The 13,301-nt window shown below is 73.4% G+C and carries 15 protein-coding genes; all 15 read left to right on the top strand.

From position 1 onward, the window contains the following. A partial coding sequence (locus ACI8AP_RS20815; RefSeq protein ID WP_456591279.1) for a flagellin N-terminal helical domain-containing protein occupies positions 1-776 on the top strand: 776 nt, incomplete at its 5' end. Between the two features lie 138 nt (positions 777-914). Next, complete coding sequence (locus ACI8AP_RS20810) at positions 915-1,361, top strand: flagellin N-terminal helical domain-containing protein (protein WP_456591278.1); 447 nt, start codon at positions 915-917, stop codon at positions 1,359-1,361. Continuing rightward, on the top strand, positions 1,286-2,206 hold the full coding sequence (locus ACI8AP_RS20805; RefSeq protein WP_456591277.1) for a flagellin N-terminal helical domain-containing protein: 921 nt from the start codon (positions 1,286-1,288) through the stop codon (positions 2,204-2,206). The genes ACI8AP_RS20810 and ACI8AP_RS20805 overlap by 76 nt, the downstream gene beginning before the upstream one ends. Before the next feature lie 123 nt (positions 2,207-2,329). Beyond that, positions 2,330-3,685 (top strand): flagellar filament capping protein FliD, encoded by a 1,356-nt coding sequence (gene fliD / locus ACI8AP_RS20800; RefSeq protein ID WP_456591276.1) that lies wholly within the window; start codon positions 2,330-2,332, stop codon positions 3,683-3,685. Between the two features lie 49 nt (positions 3,686-3,734). Further along, positions 3,735-4,121: a flagellar export chaperone FliS gene (gene fliS, locus ACI8AP_RS20795; RefSeq protein WP_456591275.1), complete on the top strand. Its 387-nt coding sequence runs from the start codon at positions 3,735-3,737 to the stop codon at positions 4,119-4,121. Next, complete coding sequence (locus ACI8AP_RS20790; RefSeq protein ID WP_456591274.1) at positions 4,118-4,546, top strand: hypothetical protein; 429 nt, start codon at positions 4,118-4,120, stop codon at positions 4,544-4,546. The genes fliS and ACI8AP_RS20790 overlap by 4 nt, the downstream gene beginning before the upstream one ends. Before the next feature lie 459 nt (positions 4,547-5,005). Next, complete coding sequence (locus tag ACI8AP_RS20785) at positions 5,006-5,353, top strand: flagellar basal body rod protein FlgB (RefSeq protein ID WP_456591273.1); 348 nt, start codon at positions 5,006-5,008, stop codon at positions 5,351-5,353. A gap of 4 nt (positions 5,354-5,357) precedes the next feature. Beyond that, positions 5,358-5,762, top strand: coding sequence for a flagellar basal body rod protein FlgC (gene flgC, locus ACI8AP_RS20780; RefSeq protein ID WP_456591272.1), 405 nt, complete (start codon positions 5,358-5,360; stop codon positions 5,760-5,762). Further along, positions 5,762-6,076: a flagellar hook-basal body complex protein FliE gene (locus tag ACI8AP_RS20775; RefSeq protein WP_456591271.1), complete on the top strand. Its 315-nt coding sequence runs from the start codon at positions 5,762-5,764 to the stop codon at positions 6,074-6,076. Before flgC ends, ACI8AP_RS20775 begins: the two co-directional genes overlap by 1 nt. Continuing rightward, entirely contained in the window at positions 6,076-7,671 is a 1,596-nt protein-coding gene (gene fliF, locus ACI8AP_RS20770) for a flagellar basal-body MS-ring/collar protein FliF (protein ID WP_456591270.1), read from the top strand. The genes ACI8AP_RS20775 and fliF overlap by 1 nt, the downstream gene beginning before the upstream one ends. After that, complete coding sequence (gene fliG, locus ACI8AP_RS20765; RefSeq protein WP_456591269.1) at positions 7,668-8,726, top strand: flagellar motor switch protein FliG; 1,059 nt, start codon at positions 7,668-7,670, stop codon at positions 8,724-8,726. The genes fliF and fliG overlap by 4 nt, the downstream gene beginning before the upstream one ends. Next, positions 8,710-9,591, top strand: a complete 882-nt coding sequence (locus ACI8AP_RS20760; protein WP_456591268.1) for a FliH/SctL family protein — start codon at positions 8,710-8,712, stop codon at positions 9,589-9,591. Before fliG ends, ACI8AP_RS20760 begins: the two co-directional genes overlap by 17 nt. Then, positions 9,588-10,898: a FliI/YscN family ATPase gene (locus ACI8AP_RS20755; RefSeq protein ID WP_456591267.1), complete on the top strand. Its 1,311-nt coding sequence runs from the start codon at positions 9,588-9,590 to the stop codon at positions 10,896-10,898. Before ACI8AP_RS20760 ends, ACI8AP_RS20755 begins: the two co-directional genes overlap by 4 nt. After that, a complete protein-coding gene (locus tag ACI8AP_RS20750; RefSeq protein ID WP_456591266.1) occupies positions 10,895-11,362 on the top strand; it encodes a flagellar FliJ family protein in 468 nt (155 codons plus the stop codon). The genes ACI8AP_RS20755 and ACI8AP_RS20750 overlap by 4 nt, the downstream gene beginning before the upstream one ends. Further along, positions 11,350-12,306 carry a transglycosylase SLT domain-containing protein gene (locus tag ACI8AP_RS20745; protein WP_456591265.1) on the top strand — a complete coding sequence of 319 codons (957 nt, stop codon included), beginning with the start codon at positions 11,350-11,352 and terminating at the stop codon, positions 12,304-12,306. Before ACI8AP_RS20750 ends, ACI8AP_RS20745 begins: the two co-directional genes overlap by 13 nt. Positions 12,307-13,301: the final 995 nt, after the last annotated feature.

Raw genomic sequence — 13,301 nt, 5'->3', positions numbered from 1 at the left:
GCTTCCGCATCAACCGCGCCGCCGACGACGCGGCCGGCCTGGCGATCTCCGAGGGCCTGCGCTCGCAGGTCGGCGGGCTCAAGGTGGCCGTCCGCAACGCCCAGGACGGTGTCTCGGTCGTCCAGACCGCAGAAGGCGCCCTCACCGAGGTCCACTCCATCCTCCAGCGGGTGCGTGACCTCACCGTGCAGGCCTCCAACACCGGGGTGGTCACCGAGACCGCCCGCGGCTACATCGCCACGGAGATCGGCGAGCTCGGCGCTGCCCTCGAAGACATCGCCAACCGCACCGACTTCAACGGCACCAAGCTGCTGCAGGGTGACGGCACCCTGGGAAGTGCGGCCCTGAGCCTCACCTTCCAGACCGGTGCCAACGGCGGCGAGACGGTGGGCGTGACCACGACCAACGTGCTCGACGTCGCCGACGCGGTCAAGACCGTCGGTCACGCCATCAACGGCTTCGCCGCGGACGGTGTGACGCCGGCCGCCTTCGACCCGACGACCAGCACCGTGCTGGCCGACATCGACGCGGAGATCGCCGGCGTGTCGAGTGCCCGGGCGACCCTGGGTGCCTCGCAGAACCGCTTCGAGAGCACCATCAACTCGCTCAACGTCGCGATCGAGAACCTCTCCGCCTCCGAGAGCCGGGTCCGCGACGCCGACATGGCCCAGGAGATGGTCGGGTTCACCCGCGCCCAGATCCTGTCCCAGGCCGGCACCGCCATGCTCGCCCAGGCCAACCAGGCCTCGCAGGGCGTCCTCTCGCTGCTCCGCTGATCCCAGCACTGAGCAGCTGAGGCGCGACCCCTCAGCACCACCCCGGTGAGGGGGGAGGCCTTCGGGCCTCCCCCCTCATTGCCATTTCTTACGCGACTCGGAGAAGACGCCGCTTCGCCTCAGCCAACAGCCGGTCGGGTGCGTGACCTCACCGTGCAGGCCTCCAACACCCGTGTCGTCACCGACACCGCCGCCGGCTACATCGGCACGGAGATCGACGAGTTGGGCGGCGCGCTGGAGGACATCGCCACGCGCACCGACTTCAACGGCACCAAGCTCCTGCTGGGCGTCAGCGGTGACCCGGCCACGGCTGCCGCCGGCGACGCCGCCCTGTCGCTGACGTTCCGGACCGGCGCCAAGCCGCTTTCCCACTGCGTCCCGCAACGGCGGCAGAAAGATCGTGGTTCGCCTCAAGCCACGCCCGCGCTCTGCCGTAACCACCAGTGCACCACCCCGCAGCACGGATGCAGCGGGATCAACGAGTACGACCCCGTCCAAGGAGGATCACCATGGGTCTGCGCATCAACCAGAACATCGCGGCGCTCAACGCTCACCGCAACCTGTCGATCACCGACAGCCAGATGAGCAAGTCGCTGGAGAAGCTCTCCTCCGGCTTCCGCATCAACCGCGCCGCCGACGACGCGGCCGGCCTGGCGATCTCCGAGGGCCTGCGCTCGCAGGTCGGCGGGCTCAAGGTGGCCGTCCGCAACGCCCAGGACGGTGTCTCGGTCGTCCAGACCGCAGAAGGCGCCCTCACCGAGGTCCACTCCATCCTCCAGCGGGTGCGTGACCTCACCGTGCAGGCCTCCAACACCGGCGTCGTCACCGCCGACGCCCGCGGCTACATCGCCACGGAAATCGACGAGCTCGGCGCTGCCCTCGAAGACATCGCCAAGCGCACCGACTTCAACGGCACCAAGCTGCTCCAGGGCACCCCCGCAGTTCCCGGGGACCCGGCAGCGGCTGGCGACGCTCCTCTGGAGCTGACCTTCCAGACCGGCGCCAACGGGGGCGAGACGGTCAAGGTCACCACGACCAACGTCCTCGACGTCGCCGCCGCCGTCAAGGACGTGGCAACGGCGCTGAAGGGCGGGGGGGTGAGCGCGGTGGACGGCACCACCGCCGTGGCGGCGTTCGACCCCACCGACACCTCGGCCACCTCGGCCCTGAAGGTCATCGACACGCAGATCGCCAACGTGTCCAGTGCTCGGGCGACCCTCGGTGCCTCGCAGAACCGCTTCGAGAGCACCATCAACTCGCTCAACGTCGCGATCGAGAACCTCTCCGCCTCCGAGAGCCGCGTCCGCGACGCCGACATGGCCCAGGAGATGGTCGGGTTCACCCGCTCCCAGATCCTGTCCCAGGCCGGCACCGCCATGCTCGCCCAGGCCAACCAGGCCTCGCAGGGCGTCCTCTCCCTGCTCCGCTGATCTCGATCAGCTGAGTAGCTGAGGACGATTCCTCGGCACCACCCCGGGTGAGGGGGGAGGCCCTCCGGCTTCCCCCCTCACTCACTTCCCACCACCGTCCCGTCGAGTCCAGGAGCCCGAGACATGACGATGAGCATCAGCACCGGCCTGGTGTCCGGCATGGACACCGGGTCGATGGTCAGCCAGCTCATGCAGCTCGAGGCCGCTCCGCAGACGGCGCTCAAGAGCCGACTGTCCGCCACCCAGACCGCGGCCGGCGCGTACCGGACGGTCAACACCGCCCTGCAGGCTGTCACGGCCGCGGCGGAGACGGTCCTCAAGCCGACGACGTGGACCAGCACGAAGGGCACCAGCTCCGCTGCCGGCGTCACGGTCACGGCCGGTGACACGGCCTCCCCTGGGTCGCTCACCTTCAGCGTCACGTCGGTGGCCGTCACGCACTCCACCGTCAGCACGACCCGCTGGGGATCGACGACGACGGCGGCGAACCTCGACGACATAACGGTGACGAGCCTCGACGGGACGACCACCAAGGGCACGATCGCACTGGACGGCAGCGAGTCCCTGGCCCAGGTCGCGACGAAGATCAACGGCAGCGCCCTCGGCCTCACCGCCGCCGTCGTCCAGACCGGCACGAACCAGTACGCCCTCCAGATCAGCGCCGCCACATCCGGCAAGGACGCCGCTTTCTCCCTTACCGGCACGGAGGCGTTCAAGACGACCAGCGCCGGCGCCGACGCCGAGCTCAAGGTGGGCACCACGGCCGACGCCTACGTCGTGACGTCCGCGACGAACGTGTTCGAGGGGCTGCTCGCCGGCGCGACCATCACGGTGAGCCGGCAGGAGCCCGACCCCGTCACCGTGAGCGTCGTCTCCGACCCCGACGCCATCACCGGCAAGGTGTCCGCGCTCGTCGACGCGGTGAACTCCGCGCTGGACACCGTCAAGAAGCAGACGAACAACACCCCCGGGAGCACCGCGGCCCTGCGCGGCGAGTACGCCGTGACCCAGATCAGCGGCCAGATCCTGTCGGCGCTCTCCCTGGCCGTTGGTGCGGACTCCCCCGCGCGCATCGGCTTCGAGCTGACCCGGGACGGAAAGCTCACGTTCAGCAAGGAGACGTTCACAGCAGCGCTCAAGGACGACCCTGCGCTGGCCCAGAAGCTGCTGGCGGGAACCCCCGAGACCACGGACGCCAACGGCAACGCCGTCGCGGCCGTCCCGGGCATCGCCGAGCGGCTGCGCGGCGTGGCGAAGACCGCCTCGGACGTCACGACGGGAACACTGACCTCCCTGGCCAAGGGCCAGGACTCCATGGCCCGCGACATCCAGGACCGCATCGCCGCGTGGGACGTGCGGTTGGCCAAGCGCAAGGCCGCCCTCACCCGGCAGTTCACCGCGATGGAGACCGCGCTGAGCTCGCTCCAGAACCAGTCCAACTGGCTGGCCGGCCAGCTCAACTCCCTCCCCTCGTCCTGACCCGGCCCGACGTCCGCACCGCCGTTCCCACGCTCCAGGAGATCTCCCGATGAGTGCCGCATCCCTCCGCGCCCGCTACCTCGGTGACGCCGTCGCCACCGCCTCGCCGCAGCAGGTGCTGGTCATGCTGTATGACCGGCTGGCCCTCGACCTCGAGCGGGCGCAGGTGGCGGTCGCCGAGGGTGACCGCGCCCGGGCCAACGAGGAGCTCCAGCACGCCCAGGCGATCGTCCTCGAGCTGCTGTCCAGCCTGCAGGTCGACCTGTGGGAGGGCGGTCCGCGCCTGGCAGCCCTCTACAACTGGCTGATGGGCGAGCTCGTGCAGGCCAACCTCAAGTTCGACGCCAACCGCATCGCCTCCTGTCGAGCAGTCGTCGAGCCCTTGCGCGACGCGTGGCGGCAGGCCGCCGCGTCCTTGGCCGGCGTCGCGTCATGACCGTCGGCCCGGTCAGCGGCTCGGCCGCGGCCGGTTTCGGTGCCAGCCCGTACACGCCCCCCGGACGGCCGAACGCCTCCGGCAGCTCGACGTCCGGCGACCGACGCCCGCCCGCCGACTGGCACGAGGCCCTCGACCAGCTGGAGGGCGACGTCCTCGACGCCCAGGAGCGCCTCGCCCGTGGCCGGGCCGAGGAGATCGCCGCATGGGGGCGGCGCAGCACCGACTGGGTGCCGCCGTCCGGGCTGGGCCCCATCCCGGCCGACCTGCGCGAACGGGCCGCGCGGTTGCTGCAGCACCAGCTGGCGGTCGCCGAGGCGCTGGTCGAGCGGATCACCCAGTCGCAGAAGCAGCGCGACGTCGCCGCGCGCATGTCCTACGGCGCCGAGCGGCCCGTGCCCTCGTTCATCGACCGCGGGCTCTGAGGCCATCCGCCCCGATCCCACCACTGCTCAGAACGCCCCGTCGCCGACGGGAGGTTCTGCGCTTTCCGGGATCGATCCGCCCGCCACCGCCGCTCGCTGATTCGCTCTCCGCACGTCCGCCCCGTCGCCGGCTCCCGGCGGCGGGGCGTTCGTCTTCTTCTGCCGTGCATCCGCCCGCAGGCGCGGCGACCGTGCGGAAGGTGCCAACTCCCCCGCCCCGGTCGGCTCGCGGCACGGCGAGCTCACCGCCCGTCACATCCGCCACGGTTCCCCCATCCGGTCCCTGCCGTCCCTCGTGTGGCGGAACGAGGTCAGGCGGCACCGGCCGGCTGCCGATGGAGCAGGTGCACGGAGAGCACCACTTTCGCCACGGATCGGCGGCCCAGCACTCGTTCGCGAGTGTCTTCCGCGTACCCGGAGGTCGATCGTGTCCTGCTCCACCCGCCGGCGAGCCGCCCGATGATCGGCGACGTCGGCACGCCGGTCCTGAAGGCCGCGCTCGCCGGCCTCGCGCAGCGGCAGCGCGTCACCGCAGACAACATCGCGAACGTCAACACCCCCGGCTTCCTGGCCGGGCGGACCGACTTCGAGACGTCACTGCGCGGGGCGATCCGCAACGGCACCACCCCGGTCATCTCCGGCGGCACCACCGTGCGCTCGCTGGAGCCGACGAACACCAACGGCAACAACGTCAACCTCGACGCGGAGACGGTCATCGCCACCGAGACGGGGCTGCGCTACCAGCTGGCGCTGACCGCACTCGACGGCAAGTACAACTCGATCCGCACGGCACTGAGGACGTCCTGACCCCATGAGCATGTTCCAGGCCCTGAGCATCTCGCAGTCCGGGCTGATGACGCACCGGAAGTGGCTCGATGCCGCCGCCGACAACATCGCGAACATCAACACGGTGCGGCGCACCGACGAGGACGCCTTCCAGGCGCGGCTCGTCGTCGCCCAGGCCGTGGACTACGGAACCGGCACGGGCGGCGTGCGCGTGGCCCGCGCGGAGTTCGGCGACCCCGAGGGCCGCCTGGTGTACCAGCCCGACCACCCGCTGGCCGACGCCGAGGGCTACGTCAAGTACCCCGACATCGACCTCGGGGACCAGATGACCCACATGATGATGGCGCAGCGCGGCTACCAGGCGAACCTCGCCGTGGTCGAGCGGGCCACGAACGCCTACCAGGCGGCGCTGCAGTTGGGTAAGGGCTGATGACGATCCCGCTCGGCGGCATCCCGCCGATCGGCCTCGGCGCGGTCACCGGTGTCGCCGGCAGCACCCGCGGCACTCCCGCCGCCGAGGGCGCCGACGGCTTCGCCGCCGTCCTCGCCTCCACCTTCGACAAGCTCCAGGCCACCCAGTCGGTGACCGCCGAGCTGGGCGTGCAGGCCGCCACCGGCGACCTGAAGGACGTCCACGACTACATGATCGCCAGCGCTGAGTCCGGCGTGGCCACGGAGATGGTCGTGGCGATCAAGAACCAGGCCGTCGCGGCCTTCAACGAGATCATGAGGATGCAGATCTGATGAAGTCGGCACTCGCCGGGACGCTGGAGCGTGCCCGCTCCACGTTCGACACGGTCAGCGCCGGGCAGAAGGTCGTCATCGGCCTGCTGCTCGCGGGGCTGACCCTCGGCGGGTTCTTCTTCTACAGCTGGATCACCACGCCGACGCAGGCCCCGCTGTTCTCGAACCTCGCCGCCGCCGACGCCTCGGCGATCGTCGAGGAGCTGAACGCCCAGGGCACGGCCTACGAACTGGCGGACGGCGGCGGAACCATCATGGTCGCCAAGGACAAGGTCTACGACCTCCGCCTGGCCATGAGCGGCAAGGGCCTGCCCGCCGGCAAGGGCACCGGGTACGCCCTGCTGGACGAGCAGGGCATCACCACCAGCGAGTTCCAGCAGCAGGTCACCTACCAGCGCGCCCTGGAGGGCGAGCTGGCCAACACGCTGAAGGCACTGGCGGGCGTCAACTCCGCCGTCGTGCACGTCGCCCTGCCCAAGGACGAGGTGTTCGTCGCCGACAAGGCCGTGCCGACGGCGTCGGTCCTGCTCGACCTGGCCCCGGGCACCGCGCTCACGGGCGAGCAGATCCAGGCGGTCACCAACCTGGTCTCCTCGAGCATCCAGGACATGGACCCCGACCAGGTCACGGTGGCCGACTCGACCGGCCGGGTCCTCTCGGCCGCCGGCACGGGCGTCACCGCGGCCGCCGGCGACGCCCGCTCCCAGGTGGAGCAGGACTACGAGAACCGGCTGGCCGCGAACGCCCAGAAGATCCTCGACCAGGTGGTCGGTCCCGGTAAGGCGGTCGTGTCGGTCCGCGCCGACGTCGACCTGGCCCAGCGCAACACCACCACCGAGACCTACCAGTTCGAGGAGGGCACGCCACCCCTCTCCGAGCAGACGACCACCGAGGAGTACGTCGGCGGCGGCGCCCCGGTGGGCGGCATCCTGGGCCCGGAGAACATGCCCGACGCCGCGGAGAACGCCGGCGGCGAGGCCACGTACAACAAGGAGTCCACGACGGCCAACAACGCCGTCGGGAAGACCGTCGAGGTCGTCGACGACGCCCCCGGGACCCTGAGGCGGCTCACCGTCTCCGTCGTCATGGACGACGCGGTCGCCGGCAACCTCAACCAGCAGCAGATGACCGATCTGATGGTCACCGCCGTCGGCCTGGACGAGGCCCGAGGCGACGACATCACGGTCGCCGCGCTGCCTTTCGACGCCACCGCCGCCGAGAACGCCGCCGCGGCGATGGAGGCCGCGCGCGAGGCCGAGGCCGCCGAGCAGATGTGGTCGATGATCCGCACCGGTGGCATCGCCGCGGGCATCGCGCTGGTCGTCCTCATCGTCTGGCTGCGCTCGCGGCGCCGCCAGGACGACGAGGACGACGAGGACTACGAGGCGCTCGAGCTCGACGACGACGTGCTCGCCGAGCTGGACCGCCTGCGCGTGGCCAGCACCCGGCAGGTGGTCGAGCCGGACAACGCCGCGCTGGAGCTGGAGGCCGCCGAACGGGCGAAGGTCCGAGGGGAGATCTCGACCATGGTCAGCGAACGTCCCGACGAGGTCGCGGCAATGCTGCGCGGCTGGCTGGGCGAGGGCAAGTCATGACCCTCGCGAGCATCCCCACGATGCCCGGCGCGGCCGTCGCCGTACCGCCGCGCCCGGAGCTGCCCGGCCTGCGCAAGGCCGCGGTGTTCCTCGCGCAGATGAGCAAGGAGGAGGCCGGCGTCCTGCTCGCCCAGCTGCGGCCCCGGGAGGTCGAGGCGCTCACCCGCGAGCTGATGAAGCTGGGCTCGGTGGAGCTCGAGGACGTCGACGGCGTCATGCGCGAGTTCCACCACCTGATGACCGCGCAGCAGTTCGTCGGCCGCGGCGGTGTCGAGTTCGCCCGCGAGATCCTCGCGGCAGGGCTCGGCCAGGACAAGGCAGAGGGCATCCTGTCGCGGCTCAACGTCGTCTACACCGAGGTGCCGTTCGCCTCCCTGCGCAACGCCGACGTGCGGCAGCTGGTCACCTTCCTCAAGGACGAGCACGCGCAGATCATCGCCCTGGTCCTCGCCCACCTCACGGCCGCGCAGTCGGCCGAGGTGCTCTCCGGGTTCGCACCCGAGCAGCAGGCCGAGGTCGCCCACCGCATCGCCATGATGGACCGCACCTCGCCGGAGATGGTGCGGCTGGTCGAGGAGGAGCTCGGCCGCCGGATGGGGTCGATCCTGGCGCACCAGGACATGACCACCGTCGGCGGTGTCGAGACCCTCGTCGAGATCATCAACCGCTCCCCGCGGCCGACCGAGCGTTCCATCCTCGAGTGGCTCGACAACACCGATCCGGAGCTGGCCGACCAGGTCCGTTCGCAGATGTTCGTCTTCGAGGACATCGTCACCATCGACGACCGCTCCCTGCAGCTGGTGCTGCGCGAGGTCGAGGCCAACGACCTCGCCACCGCGCTCAAGGGTGTGCGGCCCGACGTGCAGGACAAGATCAAGCGGAACCTCTCCGAGCGCGCGGCCGAGAACCTCAGCGAGGAGATCGAGCTGCTCGGCCCGGTGCGCACCCGCACGGTCGAGGAGGCCCAGGCCAAGGTCGTCGCGGTCATCCGCACGCTCGAGGAGCAGGGTGTACTGACCATCAACCGCGGCGGGGACGATGAGTTCGTCTCCTGACACCGGTCACCGGCCACCCCGACGGGAGGGCGCGGTCCTGCGCGGCGGCTCCGCCGCGCTGGCCCGCCCCTACCGGGAGGTCATGGCCGAGCGCGGCGCCCCCGCGGACCCACGGGTCGCGGTGGTCCCGGCCGCCCGGACCGCCGGCATCCCGGTGCCGGCCTGGCCGGCCGCGGCCGCCCCAGCGCCCTCCTCCCCCGCCGTCCCCGCCCAGCCCTCGCCGGTCGAACGCCGGACGAGCGTGCGCCGCGCCGAGGACCAGCCGGTCGCCGGCAGCAAGCCGTCCTTCCGGCTCGGTGACGTGTACGCCGAGGAGCTGGCACGGCTGCGGGCCCAGGCCCGCACCGAGGGCTTCGCCGCCGGCCACGCCGAGGGCCTGCTGGCCGCGGAGTCCGTCGTCGCCGAGGTCGAGCGCGACGCCCAGAAGCGACTGGCCGAGGTCCAGGCCCGGTGGGAGCGTCGGCTGGTCTCCGCGACCGCCGCGCTCGGCGCGGCCGTGCGGGAGGTGGAGGAGGCCGCCCGCCCGGTGGCCGACGACATCCGCGACTCGATCGTGGGCACCGTGCTCACCCTCGTCGAGGACCTCCTCGGCCGGGAGCTCGCGCTGGCCACCGACCCGGTGATGGACGCGGTCCGCCGCGCCCTCACCTTCTGCCCCGCCGACGCCCCGACGATCGTGCGGCTGCACCCGGACGACCTCGCCGAGGTGCCCGCCGAGACGCTCGCCGAGCTGCCCGACACGGTGCGGGTGGTCGCCGACCCGTCGGTGGAGCGGGCCGGCGCCGTCGCCGAGTCCGGCCCCCGGCGGATCGACGCCCAGCTGGGCACGGCGCTGCAGCGCGTGCAGGAGGTGCTGGGCGCATGACCGTCCCGCCCGGCGTCGTCGAGCGCGCCCGTGCGGCGGCCCGCCCGCAGGTGACCGGTGTCGTGACCGGTGCGATGGGGCTGACCCTCAGCGTCGACGGCGTCACCGCGGCCGTGGGTGACCTCGTCGAGGTCGACCCCACCACGCGCCGGCTGCTCGCCGAAGTCGTGGCCGTCGGCCGCGACCGGCTCACCTGCATGCCGCTGGGGGGGCTGTCCGGCGTGCACGCCGGCGCCCCGGTGCGCGCCACGGGCCGGCCGCTGCAGGTGCCGGTCGGTGAACAGCTGCTCGGCCGCGTCCTCGACGGGCTCGGCCGGCCGGTGGACGGCGGACCGTCCCTCGACGGCCGCGTGTCGTGGGTGGACCTGGAGACCCCGACGCCGCACGCCCTCTCCCGCGCCCGCGTGGAGGAGCCGCTCAGCTTCGGCGTGCGCGCCCTGGACACGCTCGTCCCCTGCGGCAAGGGCCAGCGCCTCGGCATCTTCGCCGGCTCCGGCGTCGGCAAGTCCAGCCTGCTCGCCCAGATCACCCGCGGCACCGACGCCGACGTCCGGGTCATCGGGCTGATCGGCGAGCGGGGCCGCGAGGTGCGCGAGTTCATCGAGGAGAACCTGGGCGCCGAGGGGCTGGCCCGCACCGTCGTCGTCGTCGCCACCTCCGACGAGCCGCCGCTGGTGCGGCTCAAGGCCGCGTTCGTCGCCACCCGCATCGCCGAGGCGTTCCGCGACGAGGGCCGCGACGTCCTGCTGCTGATGGACTCGATCACCCGCACCGCCATGGCCCAGCGCGAGGTCGGGCTGTCGGCCGGGGAACCCCCGGCCACCCGGGGCTACCCGCCGAGCGTCTTTGCGATGATGCCGCAGCTGCTGGAGAAGGCCGGCACCGGTGTGACCGGGTCGATCACCGGGCTCTACACGGTGCTCGTCGAGGGCGACGACCACAACGAGCCGATCGCCGACACCGCGCGCTCGATCCTCGACGGGCACATCGTGCTCACCCGCAAGCTGGCCACGACCGGCCACTTCCCCGCGATCGACGTGCTCGAGTCCATCTCCCGTGTCGCCGGCGCGGTGGTGCCGCCGGCGCAGATGGCCGATGCCCGGGAGATCCGCCGCCTCATGGGCGCCCTGCGCGACGTCCGGGAGCTGATCGAGATCGGGGCCTACCAGGACGGCAGCGACCCGCTGGTCGACCGCGCCCGCCAGTTGGCGCCGCAGATCGACGCGTTCCTCCAGCAGCCGCTCGGTGAGTCGACGTCGGCCGCCGAGGCGTGGGGCTGGCTCCAGCGGATCGTGAGGGGCGGGTGAAGCGCCCCGCCTTCCGGCTGCAGCCCGTCCTGGAGCTGCGCCGGAGCGAGGAGCGGGCAGCGGCCGCCGCCGCGGCGGCCGCCGCGAACGCCGCCGCGGACGCCGCCCGGCGGGCGGCCGAGCAGGAGACGGCGCTGGCCGGCGCCGTGCTGCCGCCGTCCCTGCCCGCCGGTTCGTTCGTGGCGGCCATGGTGCTGCTGCGCACGGCGGCCACCGATGCCGCCGACGCCCGGTCGCTGGCCACCGCACAAGCGGAGCAGGCCGAGGCCGTCCGGGCGGAGTGGACCGCCGCCGCGCGCCGCACCAAGGCGCTCGAGCGGCTCGCCGAACGGCACCGGGAGGCCCAGCAGCGCGCCGCCGACGCCGCCGAGGCGCGCGCCGCGGACGACCTGGCCACCGGCCGTGCCCGTCGCAGCACCGACGAGGGCACCGACACGGGGAGGGGCACGGCATGGACGGAGTGAGCGCGGTGCAGACCCGGATCGCCGAGATCCACGCCCGGTTCCAGCCGACCGCCACGACCACCTCGTCGTCCGCCGCGTGGGCCTCGGCCGCCGGCGCGGCCGGGCTGACCGGCAGCTCCTCGGTGACCACCGCGGCGGCCGGCACCGCCACCGCCTCCGAGGGTGCGGTCGTCTCCGAGGCGCAGAAGTATCTCGGCGTCCCCTACCTCTGGGGCGGCACCGACCCGCGCAAGGGGCTGGACTGCTCGGGCTTCACCAAGCTGGTGTTCGGCAACCTGGGCATCGAGCTGCCGCGCACCTCCTCGCAGCAGGCGACCGCCGGCAAGGCTGTCGCCTCGCTCGCCTCCGCGCGCCCGGGTGACCTGGTGTTCTTCGACCACTCCTCGTCGCGGGCCGGGATCGACCACGTGGGCATCTACCTCGGCAACGGGCAGATGATCGCCGCGCCGCAGGCCGGTGAGACGGTGAAGGTGCAGGCGGTCGGCAACCCCACCGTGATCCGCCGGGTCCTCCCCGAACCGGCCGGCGCGAGCCCGGTCGCCCCGGCGACCGCGAGCACGCTGGCCGGGGTGCCCTACGCGGACCTGTTCCAGCGCGCGGCGAGCAGGCACGGCGTCGAGGCCTCGCTGCTGGCAGCGGTCGCCAAGCAGGAGTCGGGGTTCAACACCTCGGCCGTCTCCCCGGCGGGAGCCCAGGGCCTCATGCAGTTCATGCCGGCCACCGCCCGCGGCCTCGGCGTCGATGCGCTGGACCCGGCCTCGGCGATCGACGGCGCCGCCCGCTACCTCAGCAGCCTGACCAGGCAGTTCGGCTCCACCGAGCTGGCGCTGGCGGCGTACAACTCCGGGCCCGGGACGGTGAGCCGGTACGGCGGCATCCCGCCCTACCCGGAGACCCAGAACTACGTCCGGTCCGTGATGAGCAAGGCGGAGGCCTACCGATGACCGCTCCCGTGACCACCGCTGCCCCGGCCCCCCGGGCCGCTCCGGCCGGCGCCTCGCCGGGCGGCTCCAGCGACAGCGCGGAACCCTTCGCCTCGGCCCTGGACGGCGCGCTGTCCGGCGGTCAGGGCCCGGTTCGCGGCGACGGGGGACAGCAGTCCTCCGGCGACGCCGCCCCGGGCGAGGACGGAGCGGCCACCGGGGAGGCAGCAGCCGACGGCGTCACCGTCGTCGACACCGCCGCCGCCGGGGTGGCTGCGGCGCTGTGGGCCCTGGCACTCGGCAGCGCCGCGGGGTCGGCCGCGGGCTCCACCGCGGCCGGGCCGACCACCGGCACCGTGGGAGCGAACAGCGCCACCCTCGCCGCGGGCATCGGGGCAGGAGCCGCGGCCGCCGCGGCCGAGCCCGGCGCCGCGATCGTTCCCGGCCCCGTTCCGCCCGCGGGCACGCCCGCGCCGGCGGCTCCGCCCATGGCACCGACCACCCCGGCCGTGCACGCGGCAGCGGCACCGGTGGCGACCGTGTCCGGTGCGCCGGGGGGCGCCGCGACGGCGCAGTCGGCCGCACCAATCTCCGTGGTGGTGTCCGCCTCGGGCGGCCCGGCCGCCGCGGCCACCGCCACGGGCGCCGTCACCGGCGTGCCGGGCGAGGCACCCGAGGGTCCGGGTGCGCCGCCGCCCACGGCCCTGCCCCCGGCCGGGGCCGTCGGCGACGGCGCCGCGACGGCGGACGGCGGCGGGCCGGGCGGGGAGCCCCGGGCAGCCGTCGCCGCGTCCCTCCCGGACGCCGGTGCCGGGACAGCCGGCCACGACTCCCCGGTCGTCCCCGGCACCACCGGCTCCGTTTCTGCCCCCGGCCAGGTGACCGCTGCCGCCCCGGGGGGGGGGGGGGGGGGGGGGGGGGGGGGGGGGGGGGGGGGGGCGGGGGGGGGGGGGGGGGGGGGGGGGGGGGGGGGGGGGTGGGGGGGGGGGGGGGGGGCGGCGCGGGGCCCGGCCCCG

The sequence above is a fragment of the Blastococcus sp. SYSU DS1021 genome (genome assembly GCF_054050995.1).
Note: the sequence above shows the minus strand (reverse complement) of the source record. Positions and strands in the feature narration are given on the sequence as shown.

Coding starts and splice junctions, on each gene's coding strand:
- ACI8AP_RS20805 (WP_456591277.1), top strand. CDS start 1,286: ATGGGTCTGCGCATCAACCAGAACATCGCGGCGCTCAACGCTCACCGC.
- fliD (WP_456591276.1), top strand. CDS start 2,330: ATGACGATGAGCATCAGCACCGGCCTGGTGTCCGGCATGGACACCGGG.
- fliS (WP_456591275.1), top strand. CDS start 3,735: ATGAGTGCCGCATCCCTCCGCGCCCGCTACCTCGGTGACGCCGTCGCC.
- ACI8AP_RS20790 (WP_456591274.1), top strand. CDS start 4,118: ATGACCGTCGGCCCGGTCAGCGGCTCGGCCGCGGCCGGTTTCGGTGCC.
- ACI8AP_RS20785 (WP_456591273.1), top strand. CDS start 5,006: ATGATCGGCGACGTCGGCACGCCGGTCCTGAAGGCCGCGCTCGCCGGC.
- flgC (WP_456591272.1), top strand. CDS start 5,358: ATGAGCATGTTCCAGGCCCTGAGCATCTCGCAGTCCGGGCTGATGACG.
- ACI8AP_RS20775 (WP_456591271.1), top strand. CDS start 5,762: ATGACGATCCCGCTCGGCGGCATCCCGCCGATCGGCCTCGGCGCGGTC.
- fliF (WP_456591270.1), top strand. CDS start 6,076: ATGAAGTCGGCACTCGCCGGGACGCTGGAGCGTGCCCGCTCCACGTTC.
- fliG (WP_456591269.1), top strand. CDS start 7,668: ATGACCCTCGCGAGCATCCCCACGATGCCCGGCGCGGCCGTCGCCGTA.
- ACI8AP_RS20760 (WP_456591268.1), top strand. CDS start 8,710: ATGAGTTCGTCTCCTGACACCGGTCACCGGCCACCCCGACGGGAGGGC.
- ACI8AP_RS20755 (WP_456591267.1), top strand. CDS start 9,588: ATGACCGTCCCGCCCGGCGTCGTCGAGCGCGCCCGTGCGGCGGCCCGC.
- ACI8AP_RS20745 (WP_456591265.1), top strand. CDS start 11,350: ATGGACGGAGTGAGCGCGGTGCAGACCCGGATCGCCGAGATCCACGCC.